This is a genomic window from Fictibacillus macauensis ZFHKF-1 (genome assembly GCF_000269865.1).
Taxonomy (GTDB): Bacteria; Bacillota; Bacilli; order Bacillales; family Fictibacillaceae; genus Fictibacillus_C; species Fictibacillus_C macauensis.
Window position 1 is genome coordinate 1 of record NZ_AKKV01000039.1, and the last position, 24,959, is coordinate 24,959.

Genomic DNA, 24,959 nt, shown 5'->3' on the forward strand with positions numbered 1-24,959 from the left:
CCTTTATTTCTTTCCACTCTACGGAGTGCATTCGTAACGTTTTGATACGCTAAGATTCGTTTCATCATTTCCATCAAACTCCTACGTGAATGAGTCCTTCTTCTTGTGTGGCGTTACCCTCAGCCCTTCTAACGTCCCCCGTGGATTCATCACTTCCTCCGTTAGGGAGTATGATATTTCTGCTTCATAAGGTAACACGTACGCAAAGTGCTCATTCTTCTTCATTGATTCCGTTCTTCCTAATGGTTCTAGACCCATTAGTACTACGACTTCTGCTGACTTCTGACTGTTCAGCTACTTATCGCTAAGATAGGTTACCGAGTGCGCTCGGCTTATCAGTCAGACCTCCCTGGGTAAGAATACAATCTTTCCCTCCATCTATCTGCTTCATTTACTTTGTATCGCCTTTGGCAGAAAGGATTTTGTCTTGTTTGGCAAACTCATCCAACGATACCTAACCTCGTATGAAGTTCGTGTTCCTCAGACCAGAGGTTTGCCGCCCGCTTCCTTCAGATTCCACGTCACCATGGACACCCTTGCGTTAAGCTAGCTGCTACTTCTGCCTTCACAGTTCGGGACTTTCACCCTATATATTGTACCCATGCCAGGTACACCAAAAAAAGATGATCTCGAATTGAAATCATCCATAACACGTTCATATTTAACTGACTTGTTTCTGATAATCACTCATTTTTTAATGTTAAATCTCTTTCTCTCTTCTGATCTGTCTTTAACCTTTTTCGTTTAATATCATCAGCCCGTTCATTTTCGTTCCTTTCTCTACAAAGAGCATCTATCGTTCTAGTAGATAAAAAACCAAATAAAGGAATTTATATGTGTCAGTTATTCGGGATACAGAAGTTGCAATAGCCAAATTAAGGTATGTTTACCTCAACACTTTTCTTCTATATAAACATTTGCTTCAAATACCTGAATATCTTGAGGACAATTTCCTGCTTAGCAATAGTTCACTAATCGGTAATACATCATTTAGATGCTAAGCATATACAATTTTAAGGGGAGCTGGTTAACTCTCTTCCCTCTCTAAAAACAAATCGATTCGTACCGCTGCTTTATATTCACCTATTCTATCATTTGAAAAATTATCTGAAACAGACCATATCTATAACAAGTATATCGCCTCAACATTTAGTAGCTCGATGGCGTTTATTTTACTAAAAGCTCTTCTTCACTCTCAGTTAGTTGCCGAATTTTCCCGTTCAACGATAAACATGTAGCAACCCTTTTGTGGTATATTTTACTACTATAGAATGAAAGGATCTTTCAATGAAAAAAATAATTATTATTTCTATAATATCCACATTATGCATTGCAGCAGGGGGATTCTTTATAATGAAACATGTAAACGAAAAAAATTATTGGAATACTCAAGAAGAACGTGTGAAAACTTTTGTCTTTCATAATGTAAGAAATTCAAAAACAGTAACGTTCACCAAACACGAGAAAAGCCCTATGGGTATTCCCTATCTAGCAGGCTATGTAAATAATGATCAGAATCTTGATTTTACAGCTTCTATTTATGGAGAAAACTTTGAAGATAATTTTAATACCTCACCCGAACTTGACGAACTTGTAAGTTTAAATGAAAAATCGGTTTCAGAAATACAGAAAGAAGAAACACAAAAGGGCTATAAACAAGAACGGATTGCTTATTTTAAAAAACAAAAACAACGTGTAGAAACCTACATTCGATACAATTTAAAAAACGTCCACTCAATACAATTTACCAGATATGGTACATCAACCAAAAACGTTTCTTACGTGAACGGATACATTAATAACAAGAAAGACCTTTGGTTCCGAACTGGTATTAAAGGGAAAAACTTTGAGAATGATTTTACGACTTCCAATAACCTGAGTGACTTTGTAAAACCTCTTATCAAATCCGTTTCGGAAATTGAGCATGAAAAACAAAGATGATCAAGGAGCCCGTCTATGAAAAAGAAACTATGGCTTTCAATCTCTTTACTTCTTTTGCTTCTCATTGCCGTACCGCTTACAATGAAACACTACAATGACCAAGCATTTTGGCAATCACAAGAAAAGCGCGTCAAAAAATACATCTTACATAATATTAAAGGTGCTAGAGCAATAACCTTCAAGGAGCGCGAAGAGAGTCCAATGGGTATTCCATACATTGCAGGCTATGTAAATGACAATAAAAAATTAAACTTTACTGCCACCATTTATGAAAAAAACTTCGAAGATGACTTTAATTGCTCACCTGAACTAAACGCACTCTCGACACTTCGAACGAAACCTGTTTCAGAAATCGAAAAAGAAGAAACAGAAAAAGGCTATCGCCAAGAGAGAATCAACTATTTTGCTGCTCAAAAAAAGCGCATAGAAACGTTTATTCACTATAATCTGAATGATGTGACATCCATTACCTTCACAAGATACGGAGCGAGTGAACATTTACAGTCCTATATTTTTGGTTATATCAATCATAAGAAAGAGCTTTGGTTTAAAGTCAGTCTCCCAAAAGGACATTTCGAACGTGAATTTGAGCCATCAAAAAAAGTACAAAGCTTCGTAAAGCCTTCAATTAAGACCTTTTCGGAAATCGAGCAAGAAAAGGATAAAATAGAAAAGCATTAAATGCTTTGGTTTAGCGCAACAATTTTAAAAGGAAATACATTTGACGAAGTACGCTCTCTATAATCTGTTATAGAAAATTGAAAAAAACGCAAAAAAAATAAGTAAGCATTAGGGTTCATAACCTGGCACTCTTATTCCTTTAGTCGCGCCTAGCTGTAGCAAACACTAGGCGCACAATGTGCGGTTGCTAATGTAACACGCAAAACGGGAAACCCTAAAATCACCTCTTCTTCATGATCCCTTGACCTCTCGCACTACTCTCCCCAGTAAGAATTGTTTTTGGCATGGCCCCTCACATTCTTTCATTACAATCAAAAAGACTATGTACTTATCTCATAGTCCTTTAATCTTATTTATTCACTTCTGTTTTAACCGTTTCTGCAACGACAATGTTGCCATAAAAACAGACACTCCCCACACTAGTAAGCCTCCGTAAGTAATAACGTAAACCCATATCGCTAAGCCGTCAGTAGTTCCTTTAGGAATCAAACCGAACAATTGAAGGATTGTAGATAGTAATGCGATGAAAGTTATTAGACCAGTAAGCCATCCGACAACTAGCAACATATGCCGCACTCTTAATCCCCACGAACTGACGAGTGCTATACCGATGAAGGATCCAATAATCGCCATTACAGCTGTAAAATCAATACCGACACTGTATAAAATATATAGGAACGATGATTGATCTTGCAGCACGTTCATTGTAAAATCATGCATCGATTGATTCGAAGTACTTCCGATACTACCTCCCCAAGCCCAAATACATTTCAATAAAGCATAGGGTAATAGAGCAACAGCTGCAACGTATCCCCACGCTTTTGTATGACGAAATGATTTTTCAGTTTGATGTTTATTCATAGGCGGCGTATTTGCTTGATAATTAGAATCCATACTAGTCACCTGCTTTACGTTTTCGTTTTTTATATCTATTCTAGAAAAAAACAAAAATACCCTTTTATTGTAAAATTCGTTTTATAGCGTCCTAGCTTCTGAACGTAAAACAAGCCGATGAAAGACCTTCTCTTATTGTTTGGTGTAACGTGTTAGACGTTGATCTACTGAGTAGGGACGTTGTTTGGTGGTACATACAACAATACAGGATGTGCAGATTCCTTTTCAATTTTATCCCTCATTTTTCTCACCTGAATTTTTCAACACCTCGTTTTGGTTTTGAGCCTTTAGATTTAAAGTAATAAACCTTGAAAGGCTTATAGCCAATCAAGGTAATAGTTTAAGTTTAGTATCCGTTTATTTTAGTTGAGAACTTCTCTACTAAGTTTTTATATTCATTAAAGTCCTCATCACTTATAAAATTATCCATTTCTATATTTTCTTTTACGTCCATAAGCAGTTCTTTTAGTACTTCCTTTTGTTCTATGATTTTTTCCATATCAACAGAAAATAATATCTCTAATAACTGACCATCATAAACATCACCTTCTAGAGGATTACGTTTAAGACACTCAATTGCTTTATCAATTGCTATTTCAATAAAAATATTCTGTTTAATCATTCTACATAAATCAATAATGTCTAATTCTGTACTATCTTTATTTATTAAGGTGTTATACCATTCATCCAATGCATAGTCTTTTGGGGCTTTTCTCTGTGGCAATTGATAAATATCTCTTATCTTCATTTTCATATACCTCCAAAAGGTTCGGGTTGATTTTTCCGGCAAAAGTACCTACACCTTTACTTCCTCTAGTTAACTTATAGCCCGCTTTATCCTGTTTAAAGACCTTTCCCAAGGGAATAAGACTTCCAAATGGATTGCTTGTCCCATCCTGAAAGTTTCTCTCCTGATTCATCGTCTCCATAATAAAGGGCCTTTACATCTGTTAATCCAGTTCATTCACTGGCGATCGCGATCATTGTGGTTTTTTCCCACCATCCGCCACCGGATTCTTCCTTTCCTTCAGGTTCCTTTTTTTTAGGCAGCTCAGTGACGACTTCAGTAGAATAATCAAATCCTTTTCCCACCATTTTTAAAATGGTACGAATAAACGTATTCTACTTATAAGTAAAAAAGGCCTCTCATCCGCTCAAAACAAGCCGATGAAAGACCTTCTCTTACTGTAACTCTCTTTATATTATGTGCTAGATTTACAAGGTCTCCTCCATAATCTAAAACATATTGGGCCACCATTCTCCGTTTGAGAACAAAGTTTGTTCTACACACCACAAGTACTCTTCGGAAGTTTGGCCTTTCCATGCAAAAACTGGAATCCCTTTTTCAGCTATAGCAGCAGCTTCGTCTTGAGTCGAATGACTATTACTTGAACACCATCTAATTTCTGCACCTAAACTTTTAAGAGTTTCTACAAAAGCCGCGGTTTGAACAGTCATATTTAAGCATCCGGCAATCTTTGCCCGACTTGTGGCTTTTCATCACTAAAATAATTTCTTAATTCTAATAAACCAGGCATAGCAAATTCATCTAATTCAATTGCTCTACTTCCAATATTAGCTAAAGAAATATCTTCAATTTTATAGTCATTAATAGTGGTTTGTACTATTCCACTTCCTCACAGTAAATTTTTAAATGACTTTCAATTTCCTTAATTGAATTTTCTACATTTCTAACTTTTTCATCAGAAACCCAGAAACTTGCTATTGATTTAAAGGCATCTATAGTTGAAAAAGTAATTGTATTACCAGGCCCACAAAAATCTGATTTAATTATATTGTTAGGTAGATTTTCTAACCCAGAGATCCCCTTCACTTTCAACGTTTTTTTCTGTGGAGATGGAATTAAAACCATACCTGTTGGTTTTGCATCCTTTAGATTTTTACTATGTAAACTTTTTTCGGATATCTTTAAACTATCAAGGTAAAAACTTGCTTTAACCATATCAAAATCGAAAACTTTATGTATCAACTTGGTTATACCGGCTCCAGGGTATCTTGCAGCGATTTCCAAAAATAAAAATTCTTCATTGTCTTTATTAAAAACTTCAAGGTGAAAAATCATAGTTTCTACTTTTAATGCTTTTAAACACTCTGTTACATAGTCTTTAGCTAATGCATAAATCCTACGATCGGTAACGATAATGGTTGATAAATTTTCCCTATTATAAACATAATCATAACAATTACCAATTTTTTTTGACACCGACAGAAATTCAACCTCTCCATTAACAAAGACCCCATCAAAATGCATAATAGGCAGGTCAACATATTGCTCGATTGCCGTTTTATTAGAATCCTTAATTAACTTTTCGGCATGAAGAGTTGCTTCCTCTACATCAGAAGAAACCAATAGATTGTAACTACCTGCTTGGTTTGTAGGCTTTATTACAACTTTATGATATTGATCAATAAAGTCTTTTATAGTGTGTTTTAAAGAACTTTTTTCTAAAAGTTTAAAATTTGGTGTTGGGAGACCATACATTTTAATTTTAGATTTCATTTCATTTTTGTCTCTTAAATTAATAGCTTGATCAAATTTCAAACCGTCTATATCAAACTCTGTTCGAATAGTCGCCGCAGGTAATATAGTATGTTCATGAGTTGAGATCACACAATCGATTTTTCCTGATTTATTTATAATTTCCTTAACGTAACGTAAGATCTCACTAATGCTCCTCTCAAAACACATGGCGTCAAAATGGCTAGGTGTTTTAACTTTGTATATATGACTTGCAGCAAATGTAATAGCCGATGGCATAAAATTATACTCATATTCAGAGGTTATAACTGAATACTTGAAGTCGTTAAAATCAAGGAAATCATTTACACTATCAACGTCACCTATAATTAGTGCATGCTTTTTCAAGAACAAAACCTCTATTCTAATAAAATAAATCTAATGTAAAATCATTTCTTATCATATTAATCTTACGAAGTACATCGGCTTCAGAGGTTCCTGTAACTGAAAATTCCGCTACAGATGAAGTTGATTTATTGGCACTTTTTAACACATCACCTCGTTTGGCCTTAATTTCTTTGTAATAAATCCAATCAAAATTAAAGTCCTCAATACTGCTAATATCTGAAACAATACCTTCTTTACTAAAAATAATGAGCCAACCTGCATACATTTGATCCGCAGTAGAAATTTCTACTTCATCATTTAATTGACAGTTAATATCCGCATTAAATAAGTTTATGTCATATATGCTTTTTATGGATGGTATAATACCAGAACCTCCAGCACGAGCTCCTATTTCACAAAAAATGATTTCATCCTCATTTAAAAATACTTCAAGGTGAGTAACACCATTTTTATAATTTAAAGCATTGATCACTTGCGTATTTACCTTTTCAATTTTTTCTTTTAAATTTTTATCTCCTATCATTACTGAGGACAAATAATCCACATTTGAATAGTTCAGAGGAGGTTGAGAATACCTACTTATAGAGCACAACTCCACTGTTCCATTCACAATGATCGAGTCACAGTGAAACATTTCACCCGTGATAAATTGCTCCATCTCGTAATTTTTAAAATCATCAATTTTTCTAATAACTTTAGATAGATCATCAAATTCCTCTATAACATATGTATTATAAGCCCCCATGCCATTAATGGGTTTAATTATTGATTTCCCAACCTGATTATAAAAATTATATATGTCCTCTTGACATGTAATACTTGTGTACTTTGGTGTTAATACTCCTGCATTATTTACAGCTTTTTTCATTTCGATTTTATTGCGGAACATCTCTGCAGTTTGTTTAGTCATTCCCTGAACAGCATACTTCTCTCTTATAGCAGCAGCCATTTCCATAAAGGGTTCCGATAAATTAATAACAACATCAAACGTATGATTTCCGAATAAATATTCAACAGCCTCATTAACTTCTTTCTCAGAGGAAAAATCACAAATTACAACGGAACTATACTTATCCTCAGGGAAATCAAACCTACTCTCTTTTGAATGAAGAATACAAAGATTTTCTACTCCTTCTAAAAAGAACTCTTTGTCGCAATATAACCAATATGGAAACCTATTTATTAGAAGAACACGTTTGTTATTGAGAGAACTTTTTTGTATCATAATGTCACCCTCGATTTTATCACCCAAATTACGCGCTTTTATTGAATCGGCCATTTTTATTCACTCACCTACAATTTTTCAAACTTTTCTTTAATATTCTCATAGTATTCATTATTTTTCCATATAAATATGAAACGCTTACATGAGTGTGAAGAGCGTATAAAATATGTTGTGTAAATGAAAATTTGATATAAAAAAGAAGACCCCACCTTGATCCACTATAGTCACGACAACTAATAATGAGAGAGATCTTTCTCTAAATCATTTTATAACAGAAATTGTGAGGCACTAGTAAAAAATCAAGATAAATCAGAAGTATTCCTACTCATCTCGAAACAGCCATTCCTCATTTGTTTTAGTAAACAATATTTTACTTATACGTGAAAAAAGGCCTCTCATCAGCTTTTAACAAGCTAATGAAAGACCTTTTCTTATTGTTTGATGTAACGTTCTAGACGTTGATCTAACAAAGGTTTTCCAACCTTTATTACATCATGCCGCCCATTCCGCCCATGCCCATGCCGCCCATGTCAGGCATTCCAGCACCACCAGCGTTTTCTTCTGGTTTGTCAGCGATGACTGCTTCTGTTGTTAGGAACATTGCAGATACGGATGCTTGAAAATACTGATATAATCATGTAATACCTATATTCAACTTGCAGTAACCACTTCTTATAATATTACTTCATTTAAAATGATAATGTAGTGGTAGAATATTGTAAAGTGGTTAGGATTTCTAAAACTATTTAAGCCGATGTTAAAACCCTTAATATATCCAGAATAAAATTAAAAACAGCCATAACCTTTTTACGACTGTTTTCAAATACTATAACATTAGAAATAACCTAATTTTTAACAACCTGAGGTAAAGCCAACTTTCTTTCAATTCTCACGAGAGTTTTAGTCATTTCTGCTAACATAATGGCTTCTTCTTCCTCAACTTTTGGATTCTGAGTACTCCCATGTCCCGCTAAAGGTTCAGTATTCCTTTTTATATATATTCCAAGTATAAATTCTAAAATTGGCTCTGGAAGACTAGATTCTTTTCTATACCTCTCAAAGAAGCCTCCGAGTGGCTTATTTTCCACGGTTGCTAATCCAACAACATCTTTTGCTAAAGTTTCAAATATAGAAGCACTGGTATGCAAAACACCTGAGAAATCTTTTTCAGCAAGTAATGTATCCAATCGTTTAATTAATTTTCTAATATTGGGATGTTCTTGTGAGTCTTGAACATCTTCGATCTCTTCAATGGGAGTAATGTAAACTTTTATGTTATTATTATAACTCTCTTCAAAACTAATCGATGCCCCATCCTCTAATAAGATTTCATTAATAATATTAATATCCAGTAAACTTTCTTGTAGTAAATCTGCCAATAATTCCACTAATTGAATTGTATCTGGTCTTCTTGTTAAAATCTCTATTTCTCCAAGATGCCAAGCATGTTCAGCCATTTGGTATTCACCCATATCGTCTGATTCTAGTATATAGAGTGGTTTACCCAGAACATTATTTGCAATGTTTACAAACCTATTTTGTCGCAATAAATGAAGACTGTTATCTTCATTAAAACAAGTCTCTCTAATTAAACGAGTGATTTTTAACCTTGCTCTGTTTGATATTACCTCATACTGTAACTTTTCTTCATCGGTTTTTGATAACCCTAAAAACCCCATTATAACACCCCTTGTTAAGTATATTATGCAATTAATCATATGACTAAATTTTTGATTATTTTACCCCATATCGGTATGTTTGGTATTGAATCGTATTGAATAATATCAATATATTTTGTCGTCATTAACTCCACAATAAAAGCATCTAACCATATCTAGTTAAATGCTCAATTAATTTGTTGATAGTACCCGTATTCCTTCACTAATTTAAAAAAATAACCTACTCAATAGCCAATTAATGATGTTGATGAATTAAAAATGTATTTCATTGCAACCAAAATATCCTACTATTTTAACTTAATTAATTTCGCTTAAAACGTCTAATAGACATTTCTAATCTTTGATTTAACCTGTTAGGAGAAGGATAATCAGCTTTATCAATAGGAAATCTAATCTTGTCGTAGTCAATCTTTATATTTTCATTTTGAAGAAATATTTCACCATTAAATCTTACACATATATCTCCATCTTCATAAAATTTATCATGTATCTTACATAAGCAAATTCCATTGTTCACAGAATCGTCTTCGCATAAATGTGCTGGTTGTATGTGAGCAGCTACTAAAACTGAAACATCATCTAATTCGCACATTGCACATTCATTATTATACGCCTTAAGCACTTTAGTTCTAAAGCTACTATCTCTAATTAATTTCCTTCCAACTGTCTCTGTATACTCTCTGCCCTCAGGGTATAATCTTTTAGCATTGATCATTTCTTCAGTCTCAAGTTCTACAGTGCCATCAATATGGTAAATTGCTTTAGGTAAGAGATTGTATCTATTTTTTGACATATCTAAAAATCCAGTTGTACCTTTTTCGTCAAAAACAATTTGAACTCTAATCTCTCCTCTATTATGTTCATCAAATGAGAGAGAGATTGGATAAACCATATCATGGGATAAATTTTCTAAATATTCCTCTTTCAGTTGTCGATTTCTCTCTTCCCTAATAGCCGCATTATTTGCCTCTATTAATAGTTTTTTTGTAAAATACCTACCTTCACTATCAATGTAATGCATATTTTGCCTACCTCACATGTTTTTACCTTATTTTAACATATAAATCAGATAATTTATTAAAAACTAGGTCAAAGACGTGTGTTACAGCGTCAGTCTTCTAAAAACTTCCGCTATCATTTTTTTAAAAGTAGCCTTAAATTCTTCCAGTTCTTCAATTAAATTTAGAAAATTTCGTTATTTGTGTCGTGTGGATTAGGGTACATAGGGTATATCCCTACTTCGCACCCTATGAAAATGTGGAAATATGCCCCCCCGTATCAGCTTGGTTCATAAGTCTTTATAATTGCTTTGCTTCTAATTCATTCTTCCTATAAATTAGTGTTCGCTTCTTTATTCCCGTCATTGCTTCAACCTCTTTATATGTGTGAGTCTTAAGCAATTCTAATGCATGTAGCACTTGTTGCTTGGAGTGTTTTCTAGGTCTGCCTTCTCTGAAATCATCTCGTTGTTTAGCCAATGCCTTACCTTCTTGAGTACGTTCTACAATCATGTCCCTTTCAAACTCTGCAAATGAACTAAGTATATTAAATATCAGTCTTCCTGTTGGGGTGTTTTCTACTAGTCCCATATTGAGGATGTGAACCTTTACTCCTCTTGCAAATAAATCCTTAACTGTTTGCATACCTTCTACTGCTGACCTAGCAAATCGATCTAGCTTTGTTACAACTAACGTGTCCCCTTCTTGTAATACCTCAAGCACCTTGTTGAACTCTGGTCTATTGGTTTTAGTGCCTGTAATCTTCTCTTTATATATAATCTCGCAACCTTCCGATAGTATTGCTTGAATTTGAACCTCTAAATCTTGTGCTACTGTTGAGACTCTTGCATATCCGTATTTCATTGTTAAGTCCTCGCTATTCATAACCTATTTATTGCACTAAGTTAATGCACCTGTTAAAACCAATTATAGCAAGGCATTTAAAAAGGTGCAATAACTTTCAAGTTATTGCACTATTTTTATCAGTCGAATGGTAAATTAAATTGAAATATTTATGTTATAATATGGAAAAATAGTTTTGTTAGGAGTAGGTTTACATGTCTATTGGAGTTGATATATTTTCTCAAGAGTTGAAACACTCTCTAAGTAACTTGTCTATTAATGAATTAAGGGAATTTCTAAACAAATCCTCTCTACCTGCTAGCTTAAGAGTTCGTAACACGAGGAATGAGCATATCTCCAATTTAAATAAAGCATACAAAGAAGAGGAATTAGTTTTAGTACTTGGCGCAGGAGTTTCAGTACCATATAATCTTCCTAGCTGGGGAAATTTACTACAAAAATTGTTATTTGAGACATTTAACAACAGTAATACTAATACTGACGTACCTTTAGTATTGTCAAAACTATTTCCTGAGCTATTTCCTAATAGTCCATTAATTTCAGCTAGATTTCTAGAGGAATATTTTAAGAAAAAAGATACTGAAAAAACATTTGAAGAAATGGTGAAAGAAGCCCTTTATGAGCAAGTAAATAGAGGTGCGGATTCACCAACGATAAAGGAGATTTTGCAATTTTGCATTGCTCCTGGAAAAAGTCCAAACCTTGATAGCGTAATAACATATAATTACGACGATATTCTTGAAGGTGCTTTATTAAGCAGTAATGTAGAAATTCCATTCAAATCAATTTATAAGGTTGGAATGAATCCTAAAAATGGAGAATTACCAATCTATCATGTTCATGGGTATTTGCCCCAAGAACAAGAAATTGATAAAGACTATTCAATAACACTTAGCGAAAATTTATATCATAAACAGTATAATGATATCTACAGTTGGAATAATATGGTCCAAATAAATAAGTTTAAAGATAAAGTTTGTATATTTATAGGGATTTCTCTAACGGACCCTAACATTAGAAGATTACTTGATATTGCAATGTTACAAAAAGGAGACAAACCAAAAAATCATTATATATTTAAGATGAAGTATAATCCTAAAGAAGTCGAAAGAAACTTAGAAGAACTTTTAAGCAGAAATGCTCCTCTACTGAACGAAAAAGTTAAAGCCAATTTAAACCTTGACGAGACTTCTAAACAACTGTTAATAAAAATGGAAGAATTTGAAGAGTTAGATGCAGCGTCATTTGGGATAAAAGTAATATGGATAAACGATTATAAAGAAATTGCTAAAATTCTTAAGGAAGTTAGAACAAGTTAAGTACTAAAATTCTAAGTTACTCTCCAAACAAGTGAATATTTTATTTCACTTGTTTAGAGAGTTTATTTAACTACCTAATAAATCAAAACACTATGCATTTTGTATATTAGTACTCTAGGTTTATTAGACTAGTATCAAAAGGCCTAACGTAATTATGATGCGTTTCATAATCTAATAAGATACCATTTGAGACTATCCTAAACCCTTATTCTACTGTTTCTTAAATTCGTCGCAGAAAGTGTACCTTTTGAAACGTTGTATCTTGTCAGGAACAATATAATAAAAGTAGCGGTATCTCTCATTTCATATCACTTAAAAGAGTATACCTCTGCTATCGATACCATTATCGAACTTGAATAGGGTTTCACTGCAATTCTTATTACTTTACCATGCTAAATCATATTAATAATGTGAGTCGTGTCGGAAATTTACCGATCGTCAGTTTGTGAATGTGAGTGGTTCTGTATCAAACCAATTCCAATACTTGGCATGTATGCAAGCATAAAAGACATCCAATTAATATGGATGCCTTCTTATAACTATTTTATTTGTTCTTGTAGCACTTCTTTTAATAATTCAATTGCATTTTCTTCACTTGGGTTGTTTGTTTCGAGTTCACCTTTGAAGGCTTTAGAGAGGATAGACTGTTTTATAACTTCTATATTCTCATTTGAAATTATACAGGACTTCTCTGCATAAGCCTGCTTATTAAACATACGTTCGATTTTTCCTACTATATAATTTTGCTCATTTAATGATGGTAAAGGGATTTTTATTTTTCTTAATCCAGACAATGGAACAGTTAATTGTGCAGTCCCAGTAGCATAATTTGTAGCCTGATTATAAACTAATCTAGATTTCAAAATGTAGTAAAGATATTTACTGCGAATATCTTCACTAGGCTTTAAAATGGCAATATGCCTTTGAAAACAAAACTCTTTATCAGTATCTACTAAAACAGGAATACCATAAGAACCTGTAACCGAATATAGAACATCACCAACTTTCGGCTTCCTTTTAGCATGCAATTTATTATAATACTCCTTAGGTACAAACCGAGTTTTTTGAAAATCTAATAAACCTTTATTAATATTTGATATAACCAAAAAAGGAATGCCTTCTTCTGATTTAGGTGGTGCTTGATGGTCTCCATCAGTTATAGTTTCACAAACAGATTCTAAAGAAACCCATCTCCAATTATACGGAAGTTCATAAAATTCCTCAGTGTTATGATTAATTTCAATTTCATCCTCGTTATTTTCATTTTTCTCTTTTACATGTAGACCTTTAGATAATCCCCCACGAAACGCCTTATCCAAAATAGCCGCTCGACGAAGTTCAAACGTTTCCTTCGCTCCTTCAATCAACTGCTTCGCTTCTTCAATTTTACTTAAAAGCCGTTCCACTTTCTCAGCAATCCGTTTTTGCTCACTAAAGGGCGGTAAAGCTACTGGCATTGCTTTACTTTCTTTTAATGGTAAAGTTAATCTACCCGTACCATTCGCTTTACTTATTGAATAATTTTTAACAAACAATGTATTCATATATAACTCAAGATACTTAGGATTCATTATTTCTTTGATCGGTTTAGCTAAGCCTAAACCTACGAAAATTGAAACTTCTTCATCAAAATCAATTCTTTTAGCATAGCCCAAAGTCCCAATTCTTGGAAATAACACATCATCTCTTTCAGGTTTCGCTCGCTTAATTAATTCCCGATGCTCTTCAATTGAAATGAATTTTGTATAACTATTCCAATCAATAGGTTTGAAGGGTTTAATATTTGCAATCGATATAAACCTGATTCCACTATCTATATATCTAGGTGTCTTATGAGTGCCATCAGTTACTCTTGAACAAACGTCTTCTAGTTTTGTCCACATCCAATTTTCAGGTATTTCGTAAGGCTTCTCTTGCTCTGGTACTAACGCCTCTTCTAACAATTTCTCAATAGTCCTTTTTTCCTTACTCATTTTGTGACCACCTCGTCACCTTCAACAGCACGTAATTCTTCAACTACTTCATTTAATAAATCCATCGCTTTTTGAAGTTTCACAATCGCTTCTTCTGCCGATTCAATCGGGTCTGGTAGATTTTCGTACGATGATAAAGATTCATCTGCAATTAATCCAATATCTAAGCTATCATCTTTTTTTGTAATTTCTTCTCTAGTAAACTTGTTCCAACGCTCATCTTGTACTTTGGTACGGTCTTCTTCCACATATGCTTTCATGAAATTTTCGAAATGAGCCATTGTTAATTGATTACGTTTTCCAAACGAAGTCATATTTGTGCGGAGGTCATATACCCAAACATCTTTCGTATTATCTTGGTCGGTTGTGCCTCTATTAAAGAACAATACATTTGTCTTTACGCCTTGTGCATAGAAGATACCAGTTGGAAGTCGCAGAATGGTATGCAAATTACATTTGTTCATTAAGTCCCGTCGGATTTGCGAACCAATACCACTTTCAAACAGCACATTATCAGGCAAAACAACCGCTGCACGAGCATTTCCATCTTCTTTTAATGCGTTATAGATTAACTGTAAGAAATTTAACTGTTTATTTGAAGTCTCAAATGTTAAATCATCTCTGGAAACTCTCTCTCCACCTTTTTTTGTTCCAAATGGAGGGTTTGTTAGAATAACATCAAAATCCTTCATCCACTTCCCGTTACTTGATAGAGAATCGCCATGCTCCATACGCCCTTCCATGTTGTGAAGCAACGCATTCATAAGAGCAAGACGATGTGTATCCTTTACCAATTCCATTCCTGTAAATGCTTCTTTCTTTTGAAATTCAGCATCTTTAGGATCAAGATCAAAATAGTCGTCTGTTTTGTTTTTTAGATAACGATCTGCAGCAATCATGAACCCAAATGTTCCTGCTGCAGGGTCATTACAGCGTTCTCCTACTTTAGGATCTACAAGCTGCACGATAGCATCAATAAGCACCCTTGGAGTAAAGTATTGTCCTGCTCCAGATTTAGTTTCACTTGCATTCTTCTCCAGAAGACCTTCGTATAAATCACCCAGCCCTTCTTCCTTGGCATTATACCAATCAAGAGCATCTATAGACTTCATAATTTTCTCCATATTTTTAGGCTCTGAAATGCTAGTAGATGAGTCTGTGTAAATAAGCCTTAATCTTTCGTTTTCGTTGCTTCCTAGTTCTAGCAGCAAGTGCTGATAAAACGTTTTAAGCTCTAATCCTTCTTTTTCAAGTAAATTGTCCCAGCGGTACTCTTCTGGAATAACTGCCTCACTTTGCTGTTCCTTCATCATTTTTAAAAATAATAAATAAGTTAATTCAGTTACATATTGGTGATATGTAATACCGTCATCTCGCAATACATTACATAAACTCCATAATTTCTGTACAATTTCTTGGTTGTTCATTCTCCATCCTCCAGATCTTTTCCAAAAATATCTATAGTTCAATATTAACATTTTAATTTAGTAGCCGAATTCCCATTATAACAAATAAAAAGCCTCCCTAAAGAGGCAAACTTCAACTAATATATAGGTTCTGATTTATTGTATTTACTACTCTATCTATGGAGTCCCCAAATTCCCTTTTAAGCACTTTATAACCTCCCTGACTAAGGAATGGTTCTTCAGAAAATGCGTCTTGTGAATTTGGAGCTAGTACTGGTATTTGTATTAGTTGCTTTTCAATTCTCTCCAGCCATTTCTTTTGTCTAGGCGTCCAATCGTTCAATGAGTATACTTTTTGCATTGCTTGTCTTATACGAGTGCCGTGATCAATTAGAGCTTCTCCTAAAGCAGCTTGACGAATAAAGCTAATAATATCAGCTGCAATGTCTTCATTTTTCGTTTGTTTCCATGCAGATTGTAAATGAGACTGTTTAAAGCCTTTTGTCTCAAGTATCGATATCAACTCTCTCAAATCTTTTCTGGTCAGATCTCTAGGACGTGAACAAACAAGTTGAAGAGCGGGTATTTCATTTAGATTCTCTTGAATGAAACGAACAAAACCATCCAAATAATCTTCAGGGCGATTATTCCCTTCCCCATATCCACGTATAACTTCATATATCTTATCTTCTTTATTGGAAATGTAACGTTTATCTCCTTTTACTCGATATGTTTCAAGGTATTCAAACAGTATATTATTTTCTTTTGCTTCTTTTGGAGAATAATTTTGGACTTCTTTCACCCATTCATCGATAGGTTTACCTTTTGATAATTCTTTAAACTTTTGCTTTCCCTCTTCGTTCAATTTTTGTTTGCGACGCTGAATTTTAGCTACCAGCTGCTCCCTAAAATATGTAGATTCTTCTTCTGTTGAAGATTGGGCCAGTGAGTGATACAGGTCAGTGATAGTATAACTTTGTTGCTTAACAACAGGTTTCATCTCTGTATATTTTTTCAGCTTATCATAAATACCAACTGCATCATAAATGTTAAAATGGGTTTTTCCTATCTCAGGACACAACCGTGTTGCTCGCCCTAACATTTGATCATACAATATTCGAGATTGAATTCTCCGCAAAAATACAAGGTTTGTTATAGCAGGAACATCTATACCAGTAGTCAGTAAATCTACAGTCACTACTACATTTGGGAGCCGTTCATTTTTTAATCTTTTAATCGCTTCTAGAGGCTTATAGATATATCCTGTGATTTTCATTATAGCGTCATCTTCTACTTCATCCCCACGCTCTTTGAATGCTTCTTTTAATAACCGAACAATCAAATCTGCATGTTGGTCTGTAGCTGCAAATATTAACGTCTTTTCCCTGCTTGTAGGATCAATGTAATCCACTAATTTATCTAATACCACTTTGTTAAAAGGCGTAGTGATTACTCTTTTGTTGAATTGTTCCACATCAAAATGAAGGGTATCCTCCATCTTTTCCAGTATAACTTCTCCTTCACTTACATCATATACTTCTACTTCTTCATCCTTTTCAAAAGTAATGCCAACTTGTGATAGTTCTGTCTTAAATAGATAAGGAGGTTCATGGTCTACCAAAAATCCTTCTAAAACCGCTTCACTGTAAGAATATTTGTATATTGGCATCCCAAAAATATCTGTGGTGTGGAGTGCAGGCGTTGCCGTTAATCCCAAACAAGCTGCATCGAAATAATCAATTACTCGCCTATACTGGCTAATATAATCATCCTGGTCTCTAAATGCCAATTCTTCTTCCGACATCTCACGATCACTTGTGTAGCCTCGATGAGCCTCATCAACGATAATGAAATCATATTGTCCTACGCTTGGCATACTTGAATTGCTACTGTAAAAAAGTCTTCTAACCATTCCTTGAACAGTAGCAATCTGAACTTTAGTAGAAACTTCTGGCTCAATATCATCCAAAGATTTCACGTCATATATATCTGCGAAAGATAATCCTTCAATCTTTGTGTCTTTCAGAGCATCTTGAGTTTGTTTCCCTAATGAATTACGGTCTACTAAGAAAAGAATTCGGCGACATTTTTTAGTTTTTATTAGACGATACATTAATGCTATAGCGGTTCGAGTCTTACCAGTACCTGTTGCCATAGCAATTAGCATTCTTCTCTTCTTTCCTTCAATCAAAACCTCTTCAGCAGAGAGAACAGCCTTTTGTTGATAAGGTCTTAAACCAAACTTGGTAATATCTTCTTCTTGGAGGTTATTGTTTGCATCCTGGTCATCTTGACTTAGTAATAGCTCTAAATCCTCTGGAGAGTGCCAACCCTCTAATGGCCGAGCATACTCCAGTGGCTTACGAGAATCCCAAAACCAAATTCCTGATTCTTCTTGTAGCTGTTTTAAATACCGTCTTCCATTTGTTGCGTAAAGAAACGGGACTTTATAGTCACCACTCGTTTTCGTGATAACTTCATCCTTTATCTGCTTAATATTTTTTGCATATACCTTGGTTTGGCTTTCTAACGCACTTGGTATCGTTTTGTGCTTTGCTTTAGCTTCGATCAACCCGACTAATTTCAAGCCTATAAATAGAGCATAATCAGCTCTTCCGCCCTCAACTTTCCATTCAGCAATAGCCATTTTGCGATTCTTATCTGGCATAGTTCCACGTTTTTGCCTATTTAACGTCAAGGTGTCTGCTTCCCATCCAGCAGCACGTAATTTCTCATCAATAATAGCCCTAGTCTCCGCCTCAGTTAACCTATTGTTCCTGACAAATTTTTTGGTTATCTTCTTACGTTTTGCCTTTACTTCTGCTCCTTCAGTTTCTGCTTTTGCACGTAGAGTTTCTAGTTCCTTTTCAAGTTGGGTAACTTTCACTTCATATTCTTGTTGGAGCTTTTCCGTGTCTTGACTTTCTTTTTCTACAGGCTCTTGATATGTTGGTGCTTGAAAATCCCAATTACCATAAACCTCCATAAACCAAACAGATAAGCGAAAAGCCAAATGCAACAATGATTTAGCTTCTTCCGTTTTCTCATAACCCGCTTCATGCATAGCAATATTACCTTCCAGACGAAGCGTCTCAAATATATCAATAAGTTCAGCTTCAATTAAGCCTTCTCTCCGCATCGTATTAATACGATTTACCTGAGAAGTGCCATAGACTTCAGTAATATTATCAGATGCTAAAACAAACTTGGCTACTGTTTCAGCGAACAATCGGAGTTTCATCACAGTAGTGTGTGGATCTTGATATAGATTTTTTTCTGCTGTTTCCCCTAGATTCGCAAGCACGTCCCATTTCCCTCGAAAAAAAGCAAAATTACTCTCCAATTTTCATCACCGTTTTCCAATAGTTTAGATGCGTCAATTATACTATAATCATACAAAAATTGGTTAAAGTGAACTGTTATTTCTCGTTAATTTCATATTAGATGGATAATCTGTTTTGTGAAGAGGAGATGGTGAAAAACATTCACTATTGTTTATTGCTACAATAATGAATAAAATCGATATTTTAATAAATCAGATATACTCCGTAGGTATTAACTACTTGGAACAACTTTAGTGAGGACCAATCAGGGTTAACAATATCTGTGCTATGTGGATTAATCAACCTATAGCTTTAAGCCAAAAAAGAAGGGAGTATATTGGAATATTCTAAAGCAAGTAGAATTTGAGTGTTTTCTTGGTCTACCTTCTCTGAAATCATTACGTTGCTTTGCCAATGGCTTACCTTTGTAATGCCCGCAGTTGAATATGAGAAGATGATATATGGGAAAACGGACTGCTTAAAACGATACTACAAGCATTTCTAAGCGTCTGTGACTGTTAACCGTTAGCACAAAAAAAAGCTGCATCGGTTGCCCCATGATCTTCCACTCATGCACCCGTTACTTGAATAAGCACCTTTTCTTCGATTGCAAATTATCATCGTATTGTTCACTAACTAGATCTTTAATTTCAGGCAATTACCTAGTAGTTGTCCCCTGTTCTTTTGTTAACTTGCATAAATAAAAAAGTGATATACTTTCATTAAAAACAGAGGAGAGTCTATGAAACTAAAATTTTGGAAACATCGTATCTCTACTTTAAGAAAGGAACTAAAATTTTTGTTTATTATAGCGATAGGATCAGTTTTAATAATCGATCTATGGCTAAGCAACGTTCCTGAATGGTTTCCTTTTGGCGCCGAATTAGGTGCTTTATACTACAAAATATGTTTAGCGTACATTACCGGATTAATATTCTACTTCATTAACGTTCATTTAGAATCCGAAAGGTCAAAAGTTAAAACATTTAAATACATACATAACAAGGTAGCAAAAATACGAAAGCTTTGCGACACGTTAATACAATCCCTTCGTGACGCTTATCCAGTTCCCGAAGGTACAGACTTTAAATCGATAACTGAAGAAATAACTTTTCTTTGCAATAACATCAATCCCCAACTACCTTTTAAGTTTGGTGGATGGTACGACATGAAGTTCGATCACTGGTTTGCAGCAATAGATTTTATTGAAAAAGAAAACAAAGAATTAACTAGAGATTTATTGTTTGTTAGAGAATCCATTAAATCGGATATTCTCGTAATACTGACTGATATCGACGATAATATATCCAGCGCTATTAATCTTAGACACGGACAACCTAGTGGTAATACTGATTTAAATACCTACTCTTATGGAATGACAGTTTATCAAAAGTTATGTGATAAGTTAAAGGATTCACTTAGAGATCAATACAAGTATTATCAGATTGAATATAACGATAGTTTTGGTAATAAAAAAGAAACTGAGCAAGAAAACGAATAGCATTATTATGGAGTGCCAAGTGCGGAATTTTCACTTGGCATTACTTTTCGCTAGTTTACATACAACTCACGTACCACACTGAACATTATGGATCAAATATAGCAAGAAAGAGATGGATATTCTCTTTCTTGTTCTTCCAAATAGGTAAGGTTTTCCTGTTATCGTTACCGTTCCCTTTCACACCATTACAATCATCGGGAAGAGAGTGTCGCCAAAATGACACTTCGTTCCTAAATGGAGTTAGATAAGGAGCATCTAAACATCAAGCATTCTTAATGCTCTTAGATTCCATCCTAGCACATCAAAGGATAAAGAGTAGACGAAGAGAAGCTACAATTGAAAGCCATCACTAGCCGTTCTCATCATCTGAGGAGCATGAATTATGACTCACTTATGCTTTCCCTAACGTCCTTAGTACAACACAAAAAGCGTTCCTGACTGTTACAGAAACGCACAAGTAAGTTGATAAACTCTTTACGTTTATTCATCTTGTCCTTATCCTTTTTAATCGATTACTCTTCGAATTTTGCATTTAGAGACATTGTATCTAAGGTTTCTTAAGTGTTTTACTGTTTGCATCATATTTAATTTCGAAAAGAAAGGTAGCCTTTCATGTAAATCCCTATCGTTTTTATCGATAATTGCAAAAATAACTTCCAGCTCTGTTGGGTCAAAATCATCTACCTTAATATGGTGAGCATAAACTTCATTTATTTCATTAACTTTAGCGTTACTTAAAATCCTGAATTCTTTATCTTGAAATAAGCTCTCTGCGGACACTCTACCCTGTGAAAATAAATGGCTTAATGTAGATGAACTTTTCCATGGCTTCACATGAATTAACTGACCACTTGAAGTCATTAAATCACAGATTTCAATTTGACTGCCATTATAATTAACATTCTTTGTATCGAGCGTAATCATATCTTCATTTTCATTGCCTACTCGAAGGTTATATTCTCCCTCTTTTTCATTAGCTCCGCACTCTGGCAAAGTTAAGACTGCATCAGATATTTCTCTAATATATCCTTCAACCAAACTAGCAAATTCTTCATTTACTTTAAACCAACTTCCCATAGTTAATATATATTTATTCTGTTCGTAATCTGTTTCAAACACAAAACAATCGTACAGCTTCCATTTTGCTATATGGTTTTCTTTACCCACATCCCAAACATAAACGTAATGTCGTTTAATATGATCGAGTTCAAACCTTACAAAACGATTAATGTAACTAAAATAGTTATTAATATCTAAATCATCATCTGTATGTGAGTTTGGGGTAAAGGTGAAGCCACCTATATTTGACCAATCAACAATTTCTGGAGGGGCAATGTGGAGCATGTTGTCCTCTCGTTGATGTAACTTTTCTAATAGCTTTTGATTAAGAAGGTTTTTCAATAAGGAGTCATTTACAAGCTGCAAGTTATCAACCCAACTAAAGTTTTCTTTATAATTGTTACTACAATATCGATCAAGTAAATGTGTGCAGAGTATGTTGAATTCATCAAAAGATTCTTCAAATTCATAAGTGAGTTGTATAGATTCCTTACCCGTAATTACTTTCCCTAATTGTGTATTTGCAGGCTCACCAGTGACTGATTTTAAAAAGTCCTTAACAACATCTATACCAAAGGAGTTTACAGAGGTAGTTTTGCTTGTTTGTGTTCTTGAATGGATAGTAATTTCATTTACTGTCGCTGTGTCGATACTTCTTAATTTGTGGGGTAATACTGAATTTAAAACCACTTTAATTCCAAAATCTTTTACTATTGCTTCGTCGTTAATAAGATATCGACCAAAACCGAAAGGATACACAAAGATTCTTTGTTCACATCTTACCATTACCACTGCTCTAGTAGAACTATTGGTTAAGTCCTGTATAGTATCTTCAGACATAACTTGTAGAATCTCTAACCATTGAGGTGGTTGAGCGCTATTCGTCCCAACAACAATAACTCCATCAAGATTATGTTCAGCTTTTAATTGAAATACATCGTAATGTACATCATTTTTAAGCACATCAACAAATTCCTCATAATCTTCCTTAATTAAAAAGCAAGTTAAATTTACTCTAGGCATCTCCAGTATCCCTTTCTGTATATATTTGTAAATCTTTACATAATTATCCCATAAATAACCAGAAAAGGCTAACTATTCAGATAAATACCAAGGGTTGGAATAGTATACGGATACGAGTGTTATCTGTATCCATTATCAATTTACAACTTACATGGTCACCTTCCGAAAAGTAACGTAGAATACTGGGAGAAGAAGCTTTATAGAAGCGCCAAACGTGTATTCTAGCTTTAAGAGAGCAATGCCATGGCTGGCTAACAAAGCTGGAAGCCTAACTACTATAGTAAACAACATAAAATCACAGTTTTATTAATGAGATATTAACTTTTCTTGATGTAGTATTAGGGGGAAGGAACGACCCCCCTAATAGCATGAAGTATTAGTTATTAAGATACTTTTTGTGACAATTCTCTCGATATTTCTGGTAATCTTGAGATTAAATATCCTGTTGGATTATCTGCACCACTTGCTTTAAAGGCAATATCATCAAGAGCTTGAACGAGTGTGTCTTTACCAAAATCTTTATATACACTATTTACTACTTTAATAGAGCGAACATTCAATTCATAATTAGTAGGTTGTAGAATTTCACCATTGAAAATTACATAAATTAAACGATTGTATACATCTTCATCTTTAGCAAATTGATTAGCATAAATCATCTGATCAGTTTCTTCATCATATAGCGGGACAATAATATAATTTTCATTATGTTTAATTGCATCCTTGGCTCTAGCGTCAAGTTTACCATTTGCTTTAGCATTCATCATCGCCATTTTAACTTGTTCAGAACCATCAAACATGGAGTAAATAAGATGTTCTTTCTTCTTACCCTCGCCGAACTCAAATGTAAGCTTTTCAAAATAAATAACCTCAAGTTCCTTAAGACCATCAATTAATTCAAATAACCTTGCTTTTCTGATTTTAAGTTCTTTCGAAAGCTTTTCGGTCGAATGCCAAGTAATTTGTAATACTTCATCTTTTCTTTCAATATTACGACTTAATAGAAGCACAGTTGCAACCATATCCTCTTTCTCAAGTTCCAAGAAATTTATCATAGCCTTATCAATGTAGTCCGCCTTGACCAAAGTATAATTCTCTTCAGAAAGGGATTCTTTTGCAACTACAAAAATTTGTTCATTTTTGTTTAATGAATCAATTTCAGCCTCTTTCTTAAGAGTGATATCCGAATACACTTTAATTAATTTCATTTCTACTAGCACTTTTAATGAATTCCTTACTGATTTGATGTTCGTAGCCACTGGCTTCTTTCCAAGCAAGTCTAAAATAAATGATATTTGAGTTGGAACGCATAGTCTCTCAATATTCCATCTCAATCCATAGCTGTAGATAAACAATGCTCTCTTATCATTTTGTTCAAGCAGTTTAGTTATAACATGATTATCTAGTTTAATATTGTGTTCAAATACAATTTCCATATGTGCTTCATAACTCCCTTTGTATAATTTCATGATTGTAGATTCCGACTACCTTAATGACAGTCGTTATATATAATTATACAAAATTGGGGTTATAACCCTTGATACATCAGGTTTTTCCTAGTGTTACAAACGATTTAACAAAAGAGCGGTATAAGGAGATTTGGCAATAAAAAGCTGGTGTTTCTTAAAGTTAGTTTTAAATAGGTATTGTCAAGTTTTTTTTATTATTTTTATGATTTTTTTACAGTACTGATACATGGATGAGAATATTGTATTCATCTCTAAAAAACAGAAAGCATCTAAATATATTGCCTTCTCATAAACCCGTAATTACTTAAAGGTACATGTGACATAGAATAGCACCATACCTAAAGTTCAATTTTAGTACTAAGGGGAACTATAATAATCTTTATTTGTTGTTAGAGTATTTTTAAGAGTAACTAATAAAACCCTTACAACAATTTTAGGTTATTATAGTTCCCGTAAGTATGATATTCGTACTTATGGGAACTGAATTGAAGTCCAAATTGTCGACTTAGAAAGGAAGTAACATTTTAATCCTAGCTTATCAAAATTCATTAGGAAAAATAGTAACCCTGTTTTTCGTCTCGTATCAGGATTTTTCTCAACATGTTATGTGCGTTGGGGGGATTAAATGAAATAAAGAGAACAGCCACGTGACCGTTCCCTTTTTTCACTTACACATCTAATGTGAATAGGCTACACTTAGTTGGACAACAAAAATAA

16 protein-coding genes and 2 pseudogenes are annotated in these 24,959 nt (G+C 34.0%); 4 read left to right on the plus strand and 14 right to left on the minus strand.

Going from position 1 to position 24,959, the window contains the following annotated elements:
• Window positions 1–1,353 precede the first annotated feature (1,353 nt).
• Together A374_RS21375 and A374_RS20190 are read left to right on the plus strand one after the other, a co-directional pair.
• Window positions 1,354–1,941 (plus strand): DUF1433 domain-containing protein, encoded by a 588-nt coding sequence (locus tag A374_RS21375; protein WP_007203443.1) that lies wholly within the window; start codon window positions 1,354–1,356, stop codon window positions 1,939–1,941.
• Window positions 1,942–1,956: 15 nt separating this feature from the next.
• Window positions 1,957–2,622: a DUF1433 domain-containing protein gene (locus A374_RS20190; RefSeq protein ID WP_007203444.1), complete on the plus strand. Its 666-nt coding sequence runs from the start codon at window positions 1,957–1,959 to the stop codon at window positions 2,620–2,622.
• 357 nt (window positions 2,623–2,979) lie between these two features.
• On the opposite strand, the gene A374_RS16845 is transcribed toward A374_RS20190, so the two are convergent.
• The 9 genes and pseudogenes from A374_RS16845 to A374_RS16880 form a co-directional block, all read right to left on the minus strand.
• Window positions 2,980–3,516 (minus strand): hypothetical protein, encoded by a 537-nt coding sequence (locus A374_RS16845; RefSeq protein WP_007203445.1) that lies wholly within the window; start codon window positions 3,514–3,516, stop codon window positions 2,980–2,982.
• Between the two features lie 346 nt (window positions 3,517–3,862).
• Window positions 3,863–4,264, minus strand: a complete 402-nt coding sequence (locus tag A374_RS16850) for a contact-dependent growth inhibition system immunity protein (RefSeq protein ID WP_007203446.1) — start codon at window positions 4,262–4,264, stop codon at window positions 3,863–3,865.
• A gap of 488 nt (window positions 4,265–4,752) precedes the next feature.
• Window positions 4,753–5,144, minus strand: a pseudogene (locus A374_RS21495) (adenosylhomocysteinase).
• Complete coding sequence (locus A374_RS16860; protein ID WP_007203448.1) at window positions 5,141–6,403, minus strand: ATP-grasp domain-containing protein; 1,263 nt, start codon at window positions 6,401–6,403, stop codon at window positions 5,141–5,143. The pseudogene A374_RS21495 and the gene A374_RS16860 overlap by 4 nt, the downstream one beginning before the upstream one ends.
• A gap of 16 nt (window positions 6,404–6,419) precedes the next feature.
• Window positions 6,420–7,682: an ATP-grasp domain-containing protein gene (locus A374_RS16865; RefSeq protein ID WP_007203449.1), complete on the minus strand. Its 1,263-nt coding sequence runs from the start codon at window positions 7,680–7,682 to the stop codon at window positions 6,420–6,422.
• A 433-nt stretch (window positions 7,683–8,115) separates the two neighbouring features.
• A pseudogene (locus A374_RS20200) lies at window positions 8,116–8,244 on the minus strand (TCP-1/cpn60 chaperonin family protein); the annotation flags it as partial.
• A 229-nt stretch (window positions 8,245–8,473) separates the two neighbouring features.
• Window positions 8,474–9,307 carry a hypothetical protein gene (locus A374_RS16870; protein WP_007203451.1) on the minus strand — a complete coding sequence of 278 codons (834 nt, stop codon included), beginning with the start codon at window positions 9,305–9,307 and terminating at the stop codon, window positions 8,474–8,476.
• Between the two features lie 301 nt (window positions 9,308–9,608).
• Entirely contained in the window at window positions 9,609–10,328 is a 720-nt protein-coding gene (locus A374_RS16875; RefSeq protein WP_007203452.1) for an HNH endonuclease, read from the minus strand.
• A gap of 277 nt (window positions 10,329–10,605) precedes the next feature.
• The gene (locus tag A374_RS16880; RefSeq protein ID WP_007203453.1) at window positions 10,606–11,169 is read right to left on the minus strand and encodes a recombinase family protein; all 564 of its coding nucleotides are present in this window, start codon (window positions 11,167–11,169) and stop codon (window positions 10,606–10,608) included.
• Window positions 11,170–11,363: 194 nt separating this feature from the next.
• Here A374_RS16880 and A374_RS16885 point away from each other — a divergent pair, with 194 nt between their 5' ends.
• The gene (locus A374_RS16885) at window positions 11,364–12,488 is read left to right on the plus strand and encodes an SIR2 family protein (protein WP_007203454.1); all 1,125 of its coding nucleotides are present in this window, start codon (window positions 11,364–11,366) and stop codon (window positions 12,486–12,488) included.
• A 539-nt stretch (window positions 12,489–13,027) separates the two neighbouring features.
• On the opposite strand, the gene A374_RS16890 is transcribed toward A374_RS16885, so the two are convergent.
• The 3 genes from A374_RS16890 to hsdR form a co-directional block, all read right to left on the minus strand.
• A complete protein-coding gene (locus A374_RS16890; RefSeq protein WP_007203455.1) occupies window positions 13,028–14,461 on the minus strand; it encodes a restriction endonuclease subunit S in 1,434 nt (477 codons plus the stop codon).
• Window positions 14,458–15,888 carry a class I SAM-dependent DNA methyltransferase gene (locus A374_RS16895; RefSeq protein ID WP_007203456.1) on the minus strand — a complete coding sequence of 477 codons (1,431 nt, stop codon included), beginning with the start codon at window positions 15,886–15,888 and terminating at the stop codon, window positions 14,458–14,460. The genes A374_RS16890 and A374_RS16895 overlap by 4 nt, the downstream gene beginning before the upstream one ends.
• A 112-nt stretch (window positions 15,889–16,000) precedes the next feature.
• Entirely contained in the window at window positions 16,001–19,210 is a 3,210-nt protein-coding gene (gene hsdR, locus A374_RS16900) for a type I restriction-modification system endonuclease (protein WP_007203457.1), read from the minus strand.
• 722 nt (window positions 19,211–19,932) lie between these two features.
• Here hsdR and A374_RS16905 point away from each other — a divergent pair.
• Complete coding sequence (locus tag A374_RS16905) at window positions 19,933–20,691, plus strand: hypothetical protein (protein WP_007203458.1); 759 nt, start codon at window positions 19,933–19,935, stop codon at window positions 20,689–20,691.
• A 504-nt stretch (window positions 20,692–21,195) separates the two neighbouring features.
• Here A374_RS16905 and A374_RS16910 read toward each other — a convergent pair.
• Both A374_RS16910 and A374_RS16915 read right to left on the minus strand, forming a co-directional pair.
• Entirely contained in the window at window positions 21,196–22,773 is a 1,578-nt protein-coding gene (locus A374_RS16910) for a DUF6119 family protein (RefSeq protein WP_007203459.1), read from the minus strand.
• Between the two features lie 383 nt (window positions 22,774–23,156).
• Window positions 23,157–24,242, minus strand: coding sequence for a hypothetical protein (locus A374_RS16915; protein ID WP_238535189.1), 1,086 nt, complete (start codon window positions 24,240–24,242; stop codon window positions 23,157–23,159).
• Window positions 24,243–24,959: the final 717 nt, after the last annotated feature.